Source organism: Magnetospirillum moscoviense (assembly GCF_001650635.1).
Taxonomy (GTDB): domain Bacteria; phylum Pseudomonadota; class Alphaproteobacteria; order Rhodospirillales; family Magnetospirillaceae; genus Magnetospirillum; species Magnetospirillum moscoviense.
Genome location: NZ_LWQU01000022.1, coordinates 1 through 13467 on the forward strand (window position 1 = coordinate 1; position 13467 = coordinate 13467).

General features: G+C 66.6%; 15 protein-coding genes and 1 tRNA gene. 13 read left to right on the top strand and 3 right to left on the bottom strand.

Translation table 11 applies throughout. From position 1 onward, the window contains the following. Nucleotides 1-332: 332 nt before the first annotated feature. Nucleotides 333-1322 (bottom strand): complex I NDUFA9 subunit family protein, encoded by a 990-nt coding sequence (locus A6A05_RS01165; RefSeq protein WP_068496647.1) that lies wholly within the window; start codon nt 1320-1322, stop codon nt 333-335. A 178-nt stretch (nt 1323-1500) separates the two neighbouring features. Between A6A05_RS01165 and A6A05_RS01170 the strand changes: the two genes are divergently transcribed. The 11 genes from A6A05_RS01170 (at nt 1501) to A6A05_RS01220 (ending at nt 9768) form a co-directional block, all read left to right on the top strand. After that, a tRNA-Leu gene (locus tag A6A05_RS01170) sits at nt 1501-1587 on the top strand. An 89-nt stretch (nt 1588-1676) separates the two neighbouring features. Further along, a complete protein-coding gene (locus A6A05_RS01175) occupies nt 1677-2291 on the top strand; it encodes a ribonuclease D (RefSeq protein WP_068496649.1) in 615 nt (204 codons plus the stop codon). 263 nt (nt 2292-2554) lie between these two features. Then, complete coding sequence (locus A6A05_RS01180; RefSeq protein WP_068496652.1) at nt 2555-3538, top strand: KpsF/GutQ family sugar-phosphate isomerase; 984 nt, start codon at nt 2555-2557, stop codon at nt 3536-3538. 11 nt (nt 3539-3549) lie between these two features. After that, nucleotides 3550-4215: an LPS export ABC transporter periplasmic protein LptC gene (gene lptC, locus A6A05_RS01185; RefSeq protein ID WP_068496654.1), complete on the top strand. Its 666-nt coding sequence runs from the start codon at nt 3550-3552 to the stop codon at nt 4213-4215. Beyond that, on the top strand, nt 4212-5093 hold the full coding sequence (locus A6A05_RS01190) for an LptA/OstA family protein (protein ID WP_068496655.1): 882 nt from the start codon (nt 4212-4214) through the stop codon (nt 5091-5093). The genes lptC and A6A05_RS01190 overlap by 4 nt, the downstream gene beginning before the upstream one ends. Beyond that, nucleotides 5090-5884, top strand: coding sequence for an LPS export ABC transporter ATP-binding protein (gene lptB / locus A6A05_RS01195; RefSeq protein ID WP_068496657.1), 795 nt, complete (start codon nt 5090-5092; stop codon nt 5882-5884). Before A6A05_RS01190 ends, lptB begins: the two co-directional genes overlap by 4 nt. Before the next feature lie 15 nt (nt 5885-5899). Continuing rightward, the gene (gene rpoN, locus A6A05_RS01200) at nt 5900-7393 is read left to right on the top strand and encodes an RNA polymerase factor sigma-54 (protein ID WP_068496658.1); all 1494 of its coding nucleotides are present in this window, start codon (nt 5900-5902) and stop codon (nt 7391-7393) included. Nucleotides 7394-7523: 130 nt separating this feature from the next. Then, a complete protein-coding gene (ptsN, locus tag A6A05_RS01205) occupies nt 7524-7988 on the top strand; it encodes a PTS IIA-like nitrogen regulatory protein PtsN (protein WP_068496661.1) in 465 nt (154 codons plus the stop codon). Nucleotides 7989-8004: 16 nt separating this feature from the next. Further along, nucleotides 8005-8676: a glutathione S-transferase family protein gene (locus tag A6A05_RS01210; protein ID WP_068496663.1), complete on the top strand. Its 672-nt coding sequence runs from the start codon at nt 8005-8007 to the stop codon at nt 8674-8676. Continuing rightward, nucleotides 8657-9343, top strand: a complete 687-nt coding sequence (locus A6A05_RS01215) for a polysaccharide deacetylase family protein (RefSeq protein ID WP_068496665.1) — start codon at nt 8657-8659, stop codon at nt 9341-9343. The genes A6A05_RS01210 and A6A05_RS01215 overlap by 20 nt, the downstream gene beginning before the upstream one ends. Continuing rightward, nucleotides 9340-9768, top strand: coding sequence for a GNAT family N-acetyltransferase (locus tag A6A05_RS01220; protein ID WP_068496667.1), 429 nt, complete (start codon nt 9340-9342; stop codon nt 9766-9768). The genes A6A05_RS01215 and A6A05_RS01220 overlap by 4 nt, the downstream gene beginning before the upstream one ends. Here A6A05_RS01220 and A6A05_RS01225 read toward each other — a convergent pair. Together A6A05_RS01225 and pdxY are read right to left on the bottom strand one after the other, a co-directional pair. Further along, nucleotides 9752-10375: a LysE family translocator gene (locus A6A05_RS01225; RefSeq protein ID WP_082910595.1), complete on the bottom strand. Its 624-nt coding sequence runs from the start codon at nt 10373-10375 to the stop codon at nt 9752-9754. The two genes, A6A05_RS01220 and A6A05_RS01225, sit on opposite strands and share 17 nt — an antisense overlap. Before the next feature lie 111 nt (nt 10376-10486). After that, complete coding sequence (pdxY, locus tag A6A05_RS01230; protein WP_068496780.1) at nt 10487-11323, bottom strand: pyridoxal kinase PdxY; 837 nt, start codon at nt 11321-11323, stop codon at nt 10487-10489. Nucleotides 11324-11420: 97 nt separating this feature from the next. Between pdxY and A6A05_RS01235 the strand changes: the two genes are divergently transcribed. Then, nucleotides 11421-12305 (top strand): HpcH/HpaI aldolase/citrate lyase family protein, encoded by an 885-nt coding sequence (locus A6A05_RS01235; protein WP_068496782.1) that lies wholly within the window; start codon nt 11421-11423, stop codon nt 12303-12305. Between the two features lie 12 nt (nt 12306-12317). Further along, nucleotides 12318-13376, top strand: a complete 1059-nt coding sequence (locus A6A05_RS01240; protein WP_068496669.1) for a MaoC family dehydratase — start codon at nt 12318-12320, stop codon at nt 13374-13376. The last annotated feature ends 91 nt before the right edge of the window (nt 13377-13467 follow it).

Consider the following 13467-nt stretch of genomic DNA (forward strand, 5'->3'; position numbering starts at 1 on the left):
CGCCGCCGTCATCTTTTCCGATATCTTGAGCCTACCGAACATGGTTCCCCCTGTATCTGGTGGAACCCCAGTGATTCATGGTTGCCGCTGGTTGGCAAGCCCCGCCGAGTCAGATCGAGCGTTCGCCGGTATCAGACGCCGCCGGGCTTTGTGGCGTGCCAAATAAAAGCCCGAGCCGCGATTCGTTGCTCCGCCGTCATGCCCGGACTTGATCCGGGCATCCACGCGGCGCCACCTATCCTATTGTTTCAAATGACTTTTGCGTCCCAGCGCGTGGACCCTCGGGTCAAGCCCGAGGGTGACGACAAAGGGAAACGGGGAATCAAGTTCCCCTAACCGGCGGTCGGCCGATAGCGCCCCATATAGCCCGGCAGCACGCTTTCACACGACACCGGCACCACTCCCAGCTCGGCCAGGCCCGGCTTGCCGCCGCGCACCACATTGTCCGAGCGCATCAAGATCAGCTGGTCCTTGGTCAGCGGCGGCGCGATCGGCAGCAGGCTGAACAAGGCGGCCTGCACGGCGCCGACCGCGAAGGGCAGCGGCACCACCAGACGCTCGCGGCCGGTCTGCTCGTTGACCAGATCCATGATCTCTTTCAGGGTATAGCGGCGCGGCCCGCCCAGTTCATAGACCCGCCCGGCCAGACTGGCATCGTTCAGGGGGCGCACGATCGCCTCGGCGACGTCGCCGACATAGACCGGCTGGAAGGTCGGCCCGCCCGAGCCGAACCAATCGACCTGGCAGCCATCCTCGGTGCAGCGGGCGGAAAAGCCGTCGGCGGTGAAGACCGGCAGCACCGGCGAGATTTGCGCCAGCCGGGCGAAGCGATTGAAGAAATCGTCGTCGGGGCCGAACACCACCGAGGGCCGCACGATGGTGACGGTGGGGAAGATCGCCTGCACCGCTTCCTCGCCGGCGGCCTTGCTGCGGGCATAGGCCGAGGCGGAAGACTTGTCGGCCCCCAGGGCCGACATATGGACGATGGCCTTGACCCCGGCCGCCTTGGCCGCCTCGGCGACGTTGGCCGCGCCCTGGCGGTGGACCGCGTCGAAGGTCTTCTTGCCCGACTCGTACAGAATGCCGACCAGATTGACCACCGCGTCGGCGCCGGCCAATGCGGCGGCGACGCTGGCCGGCTTGGTGACGTCGGCCATGACCGGATTGACCTGGCCGGGATCGCCCATCGGCTTCAGGAAGGCCGCCGCCACCGGATCGCGCACGGCGGCGCGGACGATCCAGCCGGTGGCTGCCAATTTGCGCACCACCTGGCGTCCGATGAAACCCGAACCGCCGAAGACCGTGACCACACGCCGGTTCATGCCGACCTCCCCCTGGATTATGTTTGGGCAAAGGCTATTCGTTTCCGGGCCTTGGCGCAACCGTCAGCACCCGCTTGACCGCCTTCGACGAAAACATCGGAAAAAGTCGGTTGACAGCGGACATCGGCTCGGATATCCCTCTCGACCTCGGCGCGGGGGCAACCCTCGCTGACCACCTGCCCAGGTGGCGGAATTGGTAGACGCGCACGGTTCAGGTCCGTGTGGCAGCGATGTCGTGGAAGTTCGAGTCTTCTCCTGGGCACCATCACTTCCCAAGTAACCAAGACTTGGGATCGCCCCCCGAGGGGCCCTTTGCAAACGGCTCCTCAGGGACAACCTGGAGGGGCCGTTCGCATGTCCATCACCTATCACGTCGGCGACCTTCCGGACGGCCTTGACCTGGGCCCGGTCGTCGCCATCGACACCGAAACCATGGGCCTGTCGCTGGTGCGCGACCGCCTGTGCGTGATCCAGCTGTCGGCCGGCGACGGCAATGCCCACGTCGTCCATTTCCCCAAGCCGGAATACGGCAACTCGCCCAATCTGGTCCGGCTGTTCGCCGACCCGGCGGTGGTCAAGCTGTTCCATTTCGGCCGCTTCGACCTGGCGATGATCCGCCGCCATTTCGGCGTCCAATGCGCGCCGGCCTTCTGCACCAAGATCGCCTCCAGGCTGGTGCGCACCAACACCGATCGCCACGGCCTGAAGGATTTGTGCCGCGATCTGCTGGGAATCGAGCTGTCCAAGCAGCAGCAGACCTCGGACTGGGGCGCGGCCGAGTTGAACGCCGACCAGTTGGCCTATGCCGCCTCGGATGTTTTGTACCTGCACCAGCTGAAGGCCAAGCTGGAAGCCCTGATGGACCGCGAAGGCCGCCGCGAGCTGGCCGAGGCCTGCTTCGCCTTCCTGCCGGCGCGCGCCGACCTGGACCTGGCCGGCTGGGACGAGGAAGACATCTTCGCGCATTGATGCCTGTGGCGCGCCCGTGCCGGGCCAGCGGGTTATGCCTTTGGCGCGCCCGTGCCGGGCGGCTCAGTCGCCGCTCGGGCTTTTGGCACAGTGCGAAGCCCCCTATCGTCACCCCCGGGCTTGACCCGGGGGGCCATCTCCCTCCCCCCCCTGAAATCGGAACTCGGCATGCGGATTTACCTTCCGCTGGCCGGCGGGATTCGTATAGTGATGATCCCGCGCCGGCATTTGGCGCGCCGCTTGCAAGTTGGACCCGACCGCCCATGACCATCGTGCTTCGCGACGGCACCGCCGCGCCCGCCGATATCGCCGCCGCCCGCCGCGTTCTTGACACCGAAGCCCAAGCCCTGGCCGCCCTGGGCGATTCGCTGGGGGCTCCCTTCGTCGCCGCCTGCGACGCGCTGGCTGGCGCGTCGGGCCGGGTGGTGGTGTCGGGCATGGGCAAATCCGGACATGTCGGGCGCAAGATCGCCGCCACCCTGGCATCGACCGGCACTCCGGCCTTCTTCGTCCATCCGGCCGAGGCCAGCCACGGCGACCTCGGCATGATCACCAAGGACGACGCCGTCATCGCCCTGTCCAATTCCGGCGAAACGCCCGAACTGTCCGATATCATCGCCTTCACGCGGCGCTTCGCCATCAGCCTGATCGGCATCACCTCGCGGGCCGACAGCGCCCTGGCCCAGTCCAGCGACGTCGCCCTGATCCTGCCGCCGATCCCCGAGGCCTGCCCCAACGGCCTGGCGCCCACCACCTCGACCACCATGATGCTGGCCCTGGGCGATGCCCTGGCCGTGGCACTGCTGGAACGCAAGAACTTCTCGGCCGCCGATTTCCGCGTCTTCCATCCGGGCGGTCAATTGGGCCGCCGGCTGCTGAAGGTCGCCGACCTGATGCATGGCGGCGACGCGATGCCGCTGGTCGGGCTGGACACCCCGATGGCCGAGACCTTGCTGGTGATGACCACCAAAAGCCTGGGCTGCGCCGGCGTCGTCGATGCCGACGGCCGCCTGGCCGGCATCGTCACCGACGGCGACCTGCGCCGCCACATGAGCGGCCAATTGCTGACCGCCACCGCCGGCCAGGTGATGACCCGGAACCCCAAGACCATCGCCCCCAACCTGCTGGCGGCGGAAGCGCTGCGGGTCCTGAACGAGAAATCCATCACCAGCCTGTTCGTGGTCCAGGGCGGAAGGCCGCAAGGGGTGCTGCATGTCCATGACCTGCTGCGCGCCGGGGTGGTCTAGGGCCGCCGATCATGGATCTTCGGGCCGAATCCGATCTGATGCCCCCCACCCTTCGCGGCAAGGTCCATCCGGTGAAGGGGCCGGCGCACCGCCGCTATTCGCGTTTTGTCTATTTCATGAAGGTGGCGCTGCCGGCCAGCACCGTCGCCCTGCTGGCCCTGGTGATGGTCTGGCCGAAACTGGCGCGCGACGTCGAAAGCTTTCAGATCGGCTTCGCCGCCCTGAAGCCCACCGCCGTCGATGCCCTGTCGATGGTCAACGCCCGCTATCAGGGGCTGGACAACACCAACCGGCCTTATACCCTGACCGCCGACCGGGCGACGGAAGACAGTGCCCGCAGCGGGATCGTCATCTTGGACAATCCCAAGGCGGACTTCATGACGCGGTCGGGCGCCAACGTCTATGTCGAGGCCAAGTTGGGAATCTACCATCAGGCGGAAAAGATTCTCGACCTGGAAGGCGAGGTCAATTTGTACCAGGACCAGGGCAACGAGTTGCATACCGAGGCGGCACGCGTCCATCTCGACAGTTCGGTGGTCGAGGGCAACGCCCCGGTGACCGGAATGGGGCCGAACGGACGCTTGTCCGGCTCGGGCTTCAGGATCGGGGAAGGCGGCCGGCAGATTGACCTGACCGGGCGATCGGCGCTGCAGATGAAGGGGGCCAGGCGGAAATGAACGGGGCATCGCGGGCGGGACTGGTCTTGGCGGCCTGGATGCTGGGCGTGGCCCCAGTGTGGGCGCAGGGCTTCAATCTCAGCCGCAACAACAACGAGGAAATCCAGGTCTATGCCGACGGCGGCATCGAATGGATCAGCGAGGCCCAACGGGTGATCGCGCGAACCAACGCCAAGGCGGTGCGCGGAAGGGTGACGGTCACCGCCGACACCCTGACCGCCTATTACCGCAAGGGCGCCAGCGGCGACGAAATCTGGCGCCTGGACGCCGACGGCAACGTCACCATCGCCACGCCGACCGAAACCGCCACCGGCACCAAGGCGACCTATGACCTGGACAAGGCGATCTTCGTGCTGCGCGGCCAACCGGCCCATCTGGTCACCCCCACCGACACCGTGACCGCCAAGGAAACCATCGAATATTGGGAAAAGGAACGGATGGCCGTCGCCCGCGGCGATGCCGTCGCCACCCAGAAGGGCAAGCAGATCCAGGCCGAGGTGCTGACCTCGCACTTCAAGGAAAATCCCAAGGGTGACCTCGAGATGCGCCGGGCCGACGCCTATCGCAGCGTCATCTTGACCACCCCGCAGGAACAGGTGTTCGGCGAACGCGGCGACTACAATCTGGAAACCGGTGTCGCCACCGTCGCCGGTTCGGTTAGGATCGTCCGGGCCGGCAACGAGCTGAACGGTGAATACGCCCACGTCAACCTGAACACCGGAATCAGCAAGTTGTTTGGCACCGGGCCGGGGGGCCAGGGCGAAGGCCGCGTCAGCGGCACCTTCACGCCGGACAAGAAGGACACCAAGGAACGCCGCGCCGTCTTCCGCGGCCCCGGAGCGAAATCCGGCGACAAGACCGAAAAGGGCGGGCAATGAACTCGATCGAACCGGCCGAACCGACGCTTGAAAGCGGGCACTCGCCCGGGCCGCGCCTGGTCGCCGACCATCAAGGCCTGGTCGCCCGCGGCATCGGCAAAAGCTTCAAGCGCCGCACCGTGCTGGCCGACGTCTCGGTCTCGGTGCAGCGGGGCGAGGCGGTCGGCCTGCTGGGCCCCAACGGCGCCGGCAAGACCACCTGCTTTTATTGCATCACCGGCCTGATCAACCCCGACCAGGGCCAGATCCTGCTGGACGGCCACGACATCACCGACCTGCCGATGTATCGCCGCGCTCGGCTGGGCATCGGCTATCTGCCGCAGGAAGCCTCGATCTTTCGCGGGCTGACGGTCGAGGGCAACATCATGGCGGTGCTGGAAGTGGCCGAACCCGACCGTTCCGAGCGCGAGGCCCGGCTGGATTCGCTGCTGGCCGAGTTCGGCATCGAGCATTTGCGCCGGGCTCCGGCCATGGCGCTGTCGGGCGGCGAGCGCCGCCGCGTCGAAATCGCCCGCGCCCTGGCGTCCCGGCCGCATTTCATCTTGCTGGACGAACCGCTGGCCGGCATCGACCCTATCGCGGTGTCGGACATCCGCGATCTGGTCGGCCACCTCAAGGATCGCGGCATCGGCGTGTTGATCACCGACCACAATGTGCGCGAGACCCTGGATCTGATCGACCGCGCCTACATCTTGCATGACGGCCACGTCCTGATGGAGGGCCGCCCCGCCGAGATCGTCGCGCACGAAGGCGTGCGCCGCGTCTATCTCGGCGAACGATTCAGCCTGTAAGGAGCCCCGCCCCCGATGGCTCTTGGCCCCCGTCTGGATCTTCGGCAAAGCCAATCCCTGGTGATGACGCCGCAATTGCAGCAGGCGATCAAGCTGCTGCAATTGTCGAACATGGAGCTGGACACCTTCATCGACCAGGAGCTCGAGCGCAATCCGCTGCTGGAACGCGAGGATTCCGACCGCGCCGACACCCCCGACGCCCCCGAGCCCGAACAGGCCGCGCCGACATCCGAGCCCGAGCCGATGCTGGACGGCCAGACCCAAGGGGCGGCCGAAGACTCGATGGATGTCGATTACGATAACCTCTACAACAATGACAGCGCCTCGGATCAACCGGATTCCGAGGCGTTCGGCCAGTGGAGCGCCTCGGGCGGGCGCCACGATTTCGACGATGGCGACACCAATTTCGACCAGATGATGGCCGAGTCCATCTCGCTGCGCGACCATCTGGTCGCCCAGCTCAACATGGACATCGCCGACCCCGCCGACCGCCTGATCGGCCTGCATCTGATCGAGATGCTGGACGAGACCGGTTATCTTTCCGGCGACATCGCCGAAATCGCCGGCAAGCTGGATTGCCCGGTCGAGACGGTGGAAGGGGTGCTGAAGCGGGTACAGCGTTTCGACCCCGCCGGCATCTTCGCCCGCTCGCTCAAGGAATGCCTGGCGCTGCAACTGATCGAGAAGAACCGCCTGGACCCGGCGATGGCCGCGCTGCTGGACAATCTGGAAATGCTGGCCCGGCGCGACATGGCCGGACTGATCAAGGTGTGCGGCATCGATTCCGAGGATCTGGCCGAGATGATCGGCGAGATCAAGGCGCTGGACCCCAAGCCGGCCCTGCGCTTCGACCACGTCGTCACCCACACCGTGGTCCCCGACGTGCTGATGCGCCGCACCCCCGACGGCGCCTGGCTGGTCGAGCTGAATTCCGACACCTTGCCGCGCGTGCTGGTCAATTCGCGCTATTACGCCAAGGTTTCCGGCCATTCCCTGAGCCGCGAGGAAAAGACCTATCTGTCGGAACGCTATCAGTCGGCCAACTGGCTGGTGAAGTCGCTGCACCAGCGCGCCACCACCATCTTGAAGGTCGCCACCGAACTGGTCCGCCAGCAAGACGCCTTCTTCCGCCTGGGCGTGCAGCATCTGAAGCCCTTGGTGCTGCGCGATATCGCCGGCGCCATCTCGATGCACGAAAGCACCGTCAGCCGGGTGACCTCGAACAAATACATCGCCACGCCGCGCGGCATCTACGAGCTGAAATATTTCTTCACCCAGGCCATCGGCTCGGCCGACGGCGGCGACGCCCATTCGGCCGAATCGGTGCGCCACCGTATCAAGAGCCTGATCGATGCCGAGGGCAAGGACGTGCTGTCCGACGACCGCCTGGTCGAGATCCTGAAAGGCGAAGGAATCGACATCGCCCGGCGCACGGTGGCAAAATATCGCGAGGGCATGAACATCCCGTCGTCGGTGCAACGGCGGCGAGAGAAGGCGCTGGGCGGCTGATTCCGGGTCGCTTGACTTTGGCCGGGCGGCGGGCCTATGGTCCGACGCGCGCCCCGAGGGCGGTCTCACGCAAGGGCCTGGCCGGGACCGCAAGGCAAGGGCCTGCATCGCAAGGTGAGGGTAGGTTTCCATGGACATTGCCGATCTGATTTCGCCGGCGGCCGTCATTCCCAACTTGCGCGCGACCTCGAAGAAGCAGGCGCTGCAAGATCTGGCGAAAAAGGCCGCCGAGCTGACCGGTCTGCACGAGCGGGCGGTGTTCGACGTCCTGCTGGAGCGCGAACGCCTGGGCACCACCGGCGTCGGCAACGGCATCGCCATCCCGCACGGCAAGCTGTCCAGCCTGACCAAGCTGCACGGCCTGTTCGCCCGCCTGGAGCGCCCGATCAATTTCGAATCCATCGACGAGCAGCCGGTCGATCTGATCTTCCTGCTGTTGGCCCCCGAATCGGCCGGCGCCGATCACCTGAAGGCCCTGGCCCGGGTGTCGCGCCTGCTGCGCGACAAAGGCGTGTGCGAGAAGCTGCGCGGCACCGACAAGGCCGAAGGCCTGTACGCGCTGTTGACCGAATCGCCCGCCAGCCGCGCCGCCTGAAGGCGAAGCCGGCCTGATGCGGAGCCTTTACCACCATCCTCTGTGCCCGTTCTCGCGCAAGGTCCGCCTGGTCCTGGCCGAAAAGAAGCTGGAATTCGACGAGCATGTCGAACGGCCGTGGGAATGCCGGCCCGAATTCGCCGCCCTGAACCCGGCCGCCGAGGTTCCTGTGCTGGTCGAGGAAGGCGGCACCGCGCTGGCCGATTCCACCGCCATCTGCGAGTATCTCGACGAAGCCTTCCGCGAGCCGCCGCTTTTGCCGGCCGAACCGATGGCGCGGGCCGAGGTGCGCCGCCTGGTCGGCTGGTTCGATGCCAAGTTCCACCACGAGGTCACCCGCGGCCTGCTGGGCGAGAAGGTCATCAAGCGCCTGTCGCAAAGCCGGGCCGAGCCGGATTCGCGGGCCATCCGCGCCGCTTTTTCCGCCATCCACGAGCATCTGGACTATATCGGCTGGCTGACCGAGCGCCATTCCTTCCTGGCCGGGTCCAGCCTGTCGATGGCCGACATCGCCGCCGCCGCGCAGCTTTCCTGCATCGATTATATCGGCGACGTGCCGTGGGACCGCCACCACGGCGCCAAGGATTGGTACGCCCGCGTCAAGTCGCGCCCGTCCTTCCGCGCCCTGCTGGCCGACCACCTGCCCGGCGTTCCGCCGCCCCGGCATTATGCCGACCTGGATTTCTAGGACCCTCGCCCTGCTGGCGGGCCTGGCGGCGACATGGCCGGTCCGGGCCGACATCGTCACCCACCTGCCGGCGCAACCGGCCAAGGTGATCGCGCTGACCTTCGACGGCTGCGAGGCCAAGGGCCAGCCGGCCTGGCTGGACGAACGCATCGCTGTCTTCCTGGAAGCCCAGCGCATCCCCGCCACCTTGTTCGTCACCGGCCTGTTCGCCAAGCGCAATGCCGATCGACTGGGCCAGCTTTCCCGCACCGGCCTGATCGAGATCGAGAACCATTCCTGGGACCATCCCCGCCATCTCGAGCATCTGGACCAAGGCGCCATCGCCGCCCAACTGGCCGACACCGACGAGGCCATCCGGGCCGTCACCGGCAGCAAGCCCCGTTTCTTCCGCTTCCCCGGCGGCCATTACGATGCCAAGGCGCTGGCGGCGGTCGAGAACAGCGGCCTCAGCGTCGTCCATTGGAGCTGGGAATCGGGCGACCCCGCCCGCGACCTGACGCCCGAGCGCCTGACCAGTTGGGTGTTGTCGAAGACCCGACCCGGTGACGTGCTGATCTTCCACATCAACGGCCGGGCTCCGGCCACGGCGGTGGCGCTGCCGGCGATGGTCGCCGAGCTGAAACGCCGCGGATTTTCTTTCGCCCGCCTGGACGAGGTGCTGAAATGACCACCATCCGACCGCTGACCGGTGCCGAGCCCGACCATTTCGCCGCTCTTCTGATCGATCTCGATCCGTGGCGGCGGCTGGGCTACAACGCCTTGGCGCTGGCCGATTATCTGGACCGTCCCGACCCGACACTGACCCGCATGACCGTGCCGGGCAAGGGCGTGATCGCCGTGCGCTCGCCGTGGCTTCGCGGGCCTTACATCGAATTGCTGGCGGTGCTGCCCGACGCCCAGGGCCAAGGAATCGGCCGGGCCTTGGTCGAATGGGCGGAGTCTCGGGGTGGCGCCAACCTGTGGGCCTGCGTGTCGGATTTCAACAAAGCCGCCCGCGCCTTCTATGGCCGCCTGGGCTTCGTCGAGGTGGCGCCGCTGCCCGGCCTGGTCACCGCCGGCGAGTCCGAAATCCTGCTTAGAAGACCAAACTAAGCAACGCCGCCGCGCCGAACGCCATCAAGGCCGCGCCCGAGATGTGGTTGAACAGCCGCATGCGCTCGGGCGTGAAGCGAGCCCGGGCGGCGATGGTCATTTCCGTCAGCACCGCCCACCACAGGGCCGAGCCGCAACCGACGCCGGCGATCAGCACCACCGCCTGGACCGGACCCTTCGGGCTGGCGTCGGTGCCGAAGGCGGCGAACACCCCCATGACCCCCAGGATGGTGCCGGGATTGGTCATGGTGATAGCGAAGGTCGACAGGAAATCCTTGACCAGGCCCGGCCCCTTGCCGGGCACCCCGTCCAATTCGTGGGCCGCCGCCCGCCAGGCATTGACGCCAAGGGCCAGCATGAACAGCCCGCCCACCAGCTTCAATCCGTTGGTGAACTGGTCCAGGAACTGCGACACCGCGCCCAGGCCCAGCCCGACGATGCCGCCGAAGATGGTGTCGGCCAGCGCCGCGCCCAGCCCGGCCGCCCACGCCGCCGCCCGGCCGTCGCCCAGCGCCTTTCTGATGCACATCAACCCGACCGGACCGATCGGGGCGGCGACGGCGAAGCCGATGACGATGCCGCGCAGGAAAAGGAACAGATCATCCACCCGAGAGTATCCCGGTCAGAGGAGGGGGCGGCGCCCAAGCCCGCGGAAGCGGGCGCTAAGGCAAAGGGGCTTGCAGCGGTCAATCCTATTGACCGCTGGTATTAAGCAGAATCACAAAGCCACGGCAAGGGCGGTGAATTCGTGGACAGGCGCCACCAGCAGGTCCTGCGCCGCCACCACCGCCAGTTCGCGCCGGCCCAGCCGATGGGTTTCGGCCAGCACGCCGAAAAGCTGGGCCATGGCACGGACCAGCGCCGCCGGGATGGCGATACCGTCCAGCAGGGCGGCCAGCAACAGCGCCGACAACAGATCGCCGGTGCCGTGGATCGGCGGCTGGAAATCCAGCCACGGCGTCACCACCGCCCAGGCGGCGTCGGCCTCGACCGCCAGGCAGCCGACCCCGTCGCCCAGCTTCAGCCCGGTCACCACCACCAGACGCGGCCCCTTGGCCAGCAGCAGCCTTGCTGCCACCACCGCCTGGGCCGGCGTGGCGGCCGGCAATCCGGTCAGGATTTCCAGCTCGAAGCGGTTGGGGGTGACGATGTCGGCCGCCGCGACCAGGCCGCCTTCGAACGACGCCACCAACTCGGGCTGGACATAGACCTTGCCGTCATCGCCCATCACCGGGTCGCACAGATAAAGTGCTCCGGGGCGGCGATCGCGGGCGGCCTTCAGCACCACGTCGGCGGTGCCGGGCTCGCCCAGATAGCCCGACAGCACGGCGCGGCAATCGGCCAGGAAGCCGCCGGCCCGCAAGCCATCGACCAGTTCGGCGACATGGGCCGGCGAATGGGCCTGGCCGGTGAAGCTGCCATGGCCGGGATGGTTGGAAAACTGCACGGTATCGACGGCGATCACCTCGTGCCCCAGGCGCTGCAAGGGAAAACACGAGGCCGAATGGCCGACATGGCCGGCCGCCACCGCCGATTGGAACGAAAGAATCGTCATGCGAAACCCGGTCGTTTGATTCATTTGTTGCGCTGCAACTTGCCTATCCTAAGGCAAATTGCTAGGTTCGCCACCCACCCATTCGGAGGAAATGACCATGGCGACCGTCGCCCGCCCCCGCCGCTCTGTGCTGTACATGCCGGGTTCCAACGCCCGCGCCCTGGAAAAGGCCCGCACGCTGGCCGCCGACGGCCTGATCCTCGACCTGGAAGACGCGGTGTCGCCCGATGCCAAGGACGTCGCCCGCCAACAGGTGTGCGACGCGGTCAAGGCCGGCGGCTATGGCGGGCGCGAGCTTTTGGTGCGCGTCAACGGCCTGGCCACGCCGTGGGGCGCGGCCGACGTCGCGGCGGCCGCCACCTGTGGCGCCCACGGCATCTTGATCCCCAAGGTCGAAAGCGCCGACATGGTCCGCCAGGTCGAGGCGCTGATGGTGGCCAACGGTGCGCCCGCCGACATGGCCATCTGGTGCATGATGGAAACCCCGCGCGGCATGCTGAAGGCCGAGGAGATCGCTGGCTCGACGCCCCGCATGGGCGGCTTCGTCATGGGCACCTCGGACCTGGCCAAGGACCTGCATTGCGCCCACACGGCGATGCGCCTGCCGATGATCACCAGCTTAGGGCTTTGCCTGCTGGCGGCGCGCGCCTGGGGCCTGGCCGCGCTGGACGGGGTCTATCTGGACCTCAACGACGATGCCGGCTTCGAGGCCCATTGCCAGCAGGGCCTGGAGCTGGGCTTCGACGGCAAGACCCTGATCCACCCCAAGACCATCGAGACGGCCAACCGGGTGTTCGCGCCGTCGGAAAAAGAGATCACTTGGTCCAAGACCATCATCGCCGCCCATGCCGAAGCCGCCAAGGAAGGCAAGGGCGTGGTGGTGGTCGAGGGCAAGCTGATCGAGAACCTGCATGTCGAAAACGCCCGGCGCATCGTGGCGTTGTCCGACCAGATCGCAGCACTTGCCGCCGCTTCCGCCTAAGGACATCCCGCCATGAGCACCAAGACCAATTCCGGCAATTTCTTCGAGGATTTCCGCATCGGCCAGGAAATCCGTCACGCCACGCCGCGCACGGTGACCGAGGGCGACATCGCCCTTTACACCGCGCTGTACGGCCCGCGCTTCGCCTTCAATTCCTCGGCCGAGTTCGCCCGCAACATGGGCCTGGAATCGGCGCCGCTGGACGATCTGGCCGCCTTCCACGTCGCCTTCGGCAAGACCGTCCCCGACGTATCTTTGAACGCGGTGGCCAATCTGGGCTATGCCGGCGGCCGCTTCGGCGTGCCGGTGTTTCCTGGCGACACCATCTCGACCGCGTCCACCGTCATCGGCCTGAAGGAGAATTCCAACAAGCAGACCGGCGTGGTCTATGTGCGGTCGATCGGCACCAATCAACGGGCCGAGATGGTCGTCGATTACGTCCGCTGGGTGATGGTGCGTAAGCGCGACGTCGAGGCCGTGGTGCCTGAGCAAAAGGTCCCCGAACTGCCCGGTTCGGTGGCGGCTTCCGATCTGGTCATCCCGGCTGGCCTGACCACCGCTGGTTATGATGTGATCGCCGCCGGCAGCCCCTATCTGTGGGACGATTACCAGGTGGGCGAGAAGATCGACCATGTCGACGGCACCACCATCGAGGAAGCCGAGCACATGATGGCCACCCGCCTGTGGCAGAACACCGCCAAGGTCCATTTCAACCAGCACACCGAGGGTCAGGGCCGCTTCGGCCGTCGCCTGATCTATGGCGGCCACATCATCTCGATCGCGCGCGCGCTGTCGTTCAACGGCCTGGCCAACGCCTTCAAGGTTGTCGCCATCAATGGCGGCCGCCACGTCAACCCGACCTTCGCCGGCGACACCATCTATGCCTGGTCGGAAGTGCTGGAAAAGCTGGACATCCCCGGCCGCACCGATGTCGGCGCCCTGCGGTTGCGCCTGGTCGCCCTGAAGAACCAGCCGGCCGCTGGCTTCACCCTGAAGGGCGAAGACGGCAAGGACGATCCGGCCGTGGTGCTGGATTTCGACTACACCGTGCTGATGGCTCGCAAAGGGTAAAGGGAAAAAGGATCACCACAGAGGCACAGAGAGGCCGCGCCAGAATGTGGCGGCGCAGTCTGGTACGATACCTCTGTGCCTCTGTGGTTTC